Source organism: Helicobacter didelphidarum (assembly GCF_003364195.1).
Taxonomy (GTDB): Bacteria; Campylobacterota; Campylobacteria; order Campylobacterales; family Helicobacteraceae; genus Helicobacter_A; species Helicobacter_A didelphidarum.
Window position 1 is genome coordinate 1 of the sequence record NZ_NXLQ01000057.1, and the last position, 4,534, is coordinate 4,534.

The 4,534-nt window shown below is 31.4% G+C and carries 5 protein-coding genes and 2 pseudogenes; all 7 read right to left on the reverse strand.

What is annotated here, in order from left to right:
• Positions 1 to 321 (reverse strand): annotated as a pseudogene (locus CQA53_RS10225) (hypothetical protein); the annotation flags it as partial.
• Positions 322 to 338: 17 nt separating this feature from the next.
• Complete coding sequence (locus CQA53_RS10230; RefSeq protein WP_115543871.1) at positions 339 to 890, reverse strand: hypothetical protein; 552 nt, start codon at positions 888 to 890, stop codon at positions 339 to 341.
• 59 nt (positions 891 to 949) lie between these two features.
• Positions 950 to 1,195: a hypothetical protein gene (locus CQA53_RS10235; protein ID WP_115543872.1), complete on the reverse strand. Its 246-nt coding sequence runs from the start codon at positions 1,193 to 1,195 to the stop codon at positions 950 to 952.
• Positions 1,196 to 1,198: 3 nt separating this feature from the next.
• Complete coding sequence (locus CQA53_RS10240) at positions 1,199 to 1,987, reverse strand: hypothetical protein (RefSeq protein ID WP_115543873.1); 789 nt, start codon at positions 1,985 to 1,987, stop codon at positions 1,199 to 1,201.
• Positions 1,950 to 3,404: a hypothetical protein gene (locus tag CQA53_RS13390; protein WP_245945885.1), complete on the reverse strand. Its 1,455-nt coding sequence runs from the start codon at positions 3,402 to 3,404 to the stop codon at positions 1,950 to 1,952. The genes CQA53_RS10240 and CQA53_RS13390 overlap by 38 nt, the downstream gene beginning before the upstream one ends.
• Entirely contained in the window at positions 3,391 to 4,158 is a 768-nt protein-coding gene (locus tag CQA53_RS10255; protein WP_115543874.1) for a hypothetical protein, read from the reverse strand. The genes CQA53_RS13390 and CQA53_RS10255 overlap by 14 nt, the downstream gene beginning before the upstream one ends.
• Positions 4,158 to 4,534 (reverse strand): annotated as a pseudogene (locus tag CQA53_RS12505) (hypothetical protein); the annotation flags it as partial. The pseudogene CQA53_RS12505 and the gene CQA53_RS10255, both read right to left, overlap by 1 nt.

Here is a 4,534-nt window from a genome sequence, read left to right on the forward strand (position 1 = left end):
ATCTTCGTCTATCATAAAAACTGCAGGAAAGATTTTTAAATATCTAGTCGCTGCTTGTTGCATTAAATCAAACTTTAAATAGAACTCTTCCCAGTCAAGCTCTACATAGAATCTTAGATTTTTCTTCTCATCATCTTGCACTTGAGATTTGATATTTGGATATTCATCACTTGGGTCTGCCTTGCAATAGAAATTTAATGCAGTTGTTTTATCATCAAATATTGCAAATAACACTCCAATATCATTATGCAAATCTATATCGACATTATCTAGCTTAAATTCTAATTCAAAAAATTCATTTTTTTGTATAGTAAATCTCATTGTATTCCATTTTATCACTACAATCTATCTAAAATCATTACAAAATATTCCATATTTATCACATAACAACTCTCTATGTCAGTGATATATGATGATGGTGAATTATGATCAAGTGTATCACTAAAGGTAAAGATGAGAAAATGATTTATATCAAGTTTTTGTATGATTGTCTCGTTTAGCTCTAGCTCTGCATTGACGATACTTGGTGATTGGATAAACTGCAACAATCCTCTCTTATTATCACAAACATAATCTTCACTTTTTAGAATATCTACTATTTCATTTTCTAAAGATTCTATAGAAATTATTTCTTTATCTATCAGGTGAGATGAATTATTAATTTTATATAATTCATCGATATACAAACTATAACATTGTGCTATTTTATAGTTTTGGAAAAATTCTTTATCAAATGCAATGATATTATCCTTACCTCTAATGATAAATATATCATAATATTTACCTATATATCTACAAGAATTTAAACCAAACTCAAGCCAAAACATTATATCATTAGCATTTTCTTTCTCTAATACTTCTCTCCAAAATACTAAATTTGTATTGTTCATATTAGCTCCTTTATTTTACTGGATACGCAGTAATGAATGTCCCATCTTTAATAAAATTATCAAGCTTTATCATACTTATACAACGCTACTTGCTCTATTTTTTTCTCCTCTTGCTTACCTAATTCTTTATAGCCTATCATAACCTTATCGCCAATATCAAATTCCAAATGCTCGGATTCCAAATCTTTATCATAAGCAATAATTTCAAATATATTCTCAAACACTTCTCTTGCTAAAACTGGCACAAATACATCAATATCCTCATCTAATAATCTCACATAAATTGTTTGAATATTTTTAGCCATAACTTATCCTTTAGTATTTATAATTTTTTCCACCAACATGGAAAATCTCTTGAGTTTCATTATCAATAACAATAGATTTTCCGCTTTTAGGATGGATATATCGTGTAGTCGACCCTTGCTTACCCTGTGCCGGAATACCTTTCGTTTTAAGGCTTCTAAAATTTCCTCTTCCGTCCACCCTCGCTTCTGCATTTGTTTTTGTATCTTTTGTGAATATTTTAATTGTTTAATTTCTTCCCTCCCTCTCTTCTCACTCCGCCAAGCAATTCTGCTTAGATTTGTAGTATTTTTAGTGATGCTTATACCAAATAATTCAGCACCAAATCTCCTTGCAACCGCAGAGATTAAGCCAAATGTTTTAAGTGTTACATCTTGCAATGGCGGGTCATAGATATGATAAAAGTTAGATTCGAGTATAGCATATTCTTTATTATTATCATCTAAAAATGCTACAAACACTATATTTTGACTAAGCCATTCATCTTTAAAGATAAAAGATATATTTTGACCCATAAGCTCTGTGTTGTTATCATCTGTAAGTGAGATTATATCTTCGTCAATAGTAATATTGTTTGAGTGCAAATTATTTTGCGTGCGTTGTTTGATAAAATATCCCCATTTAGTTTGAGAGATTTTTTCTTTGTATCCTTCACTATCAAGATTAAATATTGCTTTGAGATTGATTTGCATATTATGATATAGATTCTTATAATGTGAATACTTTTCGGGTGGGATTTTATTTATCAATTCAATATCAATAGCACGAATAGATAATTGTTTTTTTCCTCTCAAACCTCAATACTTGTATCTTATCTCTTAAAGCATTTACAATAATGCTTCTATCAGATATAGGAGTAGGGTAGTAGTTTGGATAGATTAATCTTGCTCTAAAAGATTTTAAGTATTCACTCTCTGGAAGACTAAAAGATACTAAACCTCTAGAATCTGTAAGAGCTTTTACTCCTAGATTGATATTTTCTAATTGTATTTCTGCATTGGGTATTGGAGTCTTGGCATCTTTATCTAAGATGTGAAAAGCGAAGTGTATCTCTCCTTTTCTATGAGCATTGACATTATTAGGACAAAGGGTGGATTCTTTAGATTCTAAGTGTATTGGAGAATCTTTGGAGTTTGTGGAATCTTGAGTGCTTACAGAATCTTTTTTGAGATAGTTTGGGAAAGAGTGCAGAAGGGTATCTATATCAAAGGCATTAGAATCTTTATTGAGTAAAAGTTCTATAAGGGCTTTGTAATCTTTAGATTCTAGTCTTGGATTTTCTATAAGCTCATAAGCTTGTGGATGAGAATCAAACATACCAAAGAAATCTTTAAGTTTAGATTCTATGCCTTCTATGAGGGGTTTGATGAGATTATTACTCACCCACTCAACACTAGCTTTGCCTGCTTGGGTGTTAAGAAACAAACCAATGCCTACTGCGGCAATAGCGGTAATTCCAACTAATACCCAAACAGGAGCAGAAAACGCAGAAGCAATAGCTAATCCAGCTTTTGTAACAATATATCCAGCACCTATCTCTAAACCAACTCCCACCAATGCCTTAGTCATATCATGTCCATTAGTGCCATAATTATAAGCAAGACTTACGGACGCTCCCTCTGCTTGGAATAAGACACTAGATAAGATTCTACCTTTAGATCCCAATGCCCCCTTAGCTACTTCCTTTAGTGTTTTATCTACTTCATATTTTTCTGCTAATGTAGCCATAGAAGCAAACACCCCACTTAATCCACTCATCAAAGTATCGGCAGTATTACCTTTATACTCTAACAAATCTTGTGGCAACTCTATTGCGAGTGTAGAAGTATTATCATCATTGATAACTTCTTTTGCTTGTATGTTTGAATCTTGATAGGTAAAGGGTTGGTTTGTATTATTTTGGTTTGTAGATTCTATGTTTGTGTTAGATTCTGTATTACTGAAGACAGGGTTAGAATCTATTATGGTTTGTTTGGCGTTATTGCTTGTATGATTGCTTATAAAACCATCGCAATTTATATAGCACACTATGGCATTTACACTAGGAATACGATTGTATGTATCTTTAGAATCATAAAGTTTAAAGTTATTATTTGGATTATAAGTGTTAGTATTATCTATCACACCAGCTTTTATATCAAAGCCTTTATTACTAGAGTTTGGTAAGCCTATAGAAATACCTAAGGATTGCGTATTCTCATTTGGATTCATCATCGCTTCCTTTACCAAAGATTGACCAACCTGAGCCAAAATTAAGAATTTGTATGCTTTTGTTTTGAGATTCTAGGGCTCGTGCTGTCTTTTCCTTGATAAAATCAAACGGAATGTCTATATCATGATTCTTGTTAAGAATTTTAATTTTATATTTAATTTTACTAGTAATTCGCAATCCTGCCATTTCGCTTTGCACGACCTGCGAATCTATTGGAAATATGACAAAATCATATTGCAATGACCACATAAGCTTTCTTATGCTTATATGATACATCATTTCCACTTCACCAAATTTGAAAAATCTCTTTTGCATTCGCCACCAATACCTACGCTCAAAGCCTATACCTTGATTTGTGATATAGAATCTATTTTTACGCAAATAGATAATATCATATATAGTGAAAAATATACCCATAGCTCCAATTAGTATAAATATAATCAATGATACATATCCCTTCTCTATCACAAGAGATATTCCAGTATATACAAGCAAACAGCTAAATGGAATAAAAAAGAATATATTAACACAATAATCCCACAAGCCAAGCTTGTATTTTGCTTCAAACACAATCTCATCATTATGAGAATCTCGCTTTATCTTGTCTTTGTTTATAGTATCGTTGGTTTTTTGAGATATTAGTTTGCTAGATTCTGTATTTATGGAAGTTTCTTTTATAGAATCTTGCTTTGTAGATTCTATGTGCTTTGTTGTATTGTTAGATTCTCTATCACTTTTTAGATTCTCACTCATTAGACTATCCTTTCTTTAGTTTTTCTTAATAATGTAGCCATAGAAGCAAACATGGCACTTAATCCACTCATCAAAGTATCGGCAGTATTGCCTTGATATTCTAGGAGATTTATTTTAGAATCTATGATTATACTTGTGGTCTTATCATCATTGATAACTTCTTTAGCTGTGATATTTGAATCTTCATAGCTAAAGGGCTTGTTTGTATTATTTTGGTTTGTAGATTCTATGTTTGTGTTAGATTCTGTATTACTGAAGATAGGATTAGAATCTATTGTGGTTTGTTTGGCGTTATTGCTTGTATGATTGCTTATAAAGCCATCGCAATTTATATAGCACACTATGGCATTTACACTAGGAATACGATTGTATGTAT

Coding starts and splice junctions, on each gene's coding strand:
- CQA53_RS10230 (WP_115543871.1), bottom strand. CDS start 890: ATGAACAATACAAATTTAGTATTTTGGAGAGAAGTATTAGAGAAAGAA.
- CQA53_RS10235 (WP_115543872.1), bottom strand. CDS start 1,195: ATGGCTAAAAATATTCAAACAATTTATGTGAGATTATTAGATGAGGAT.
- CQA53_RS13390 (WP_245945885.1), bottom strand. CDS start 3,404: ATGAATCCAAATGAGAATACGCAATCCTTAGGTATTTCTATAGGCTTA.
- CQA53_RS10255 (WP_115543874.1), bottom strand. CDS start 4,158: ATGAGTGAGAATCTAAAAAGTGATAGAGAATCTAACAATACAACAAAG.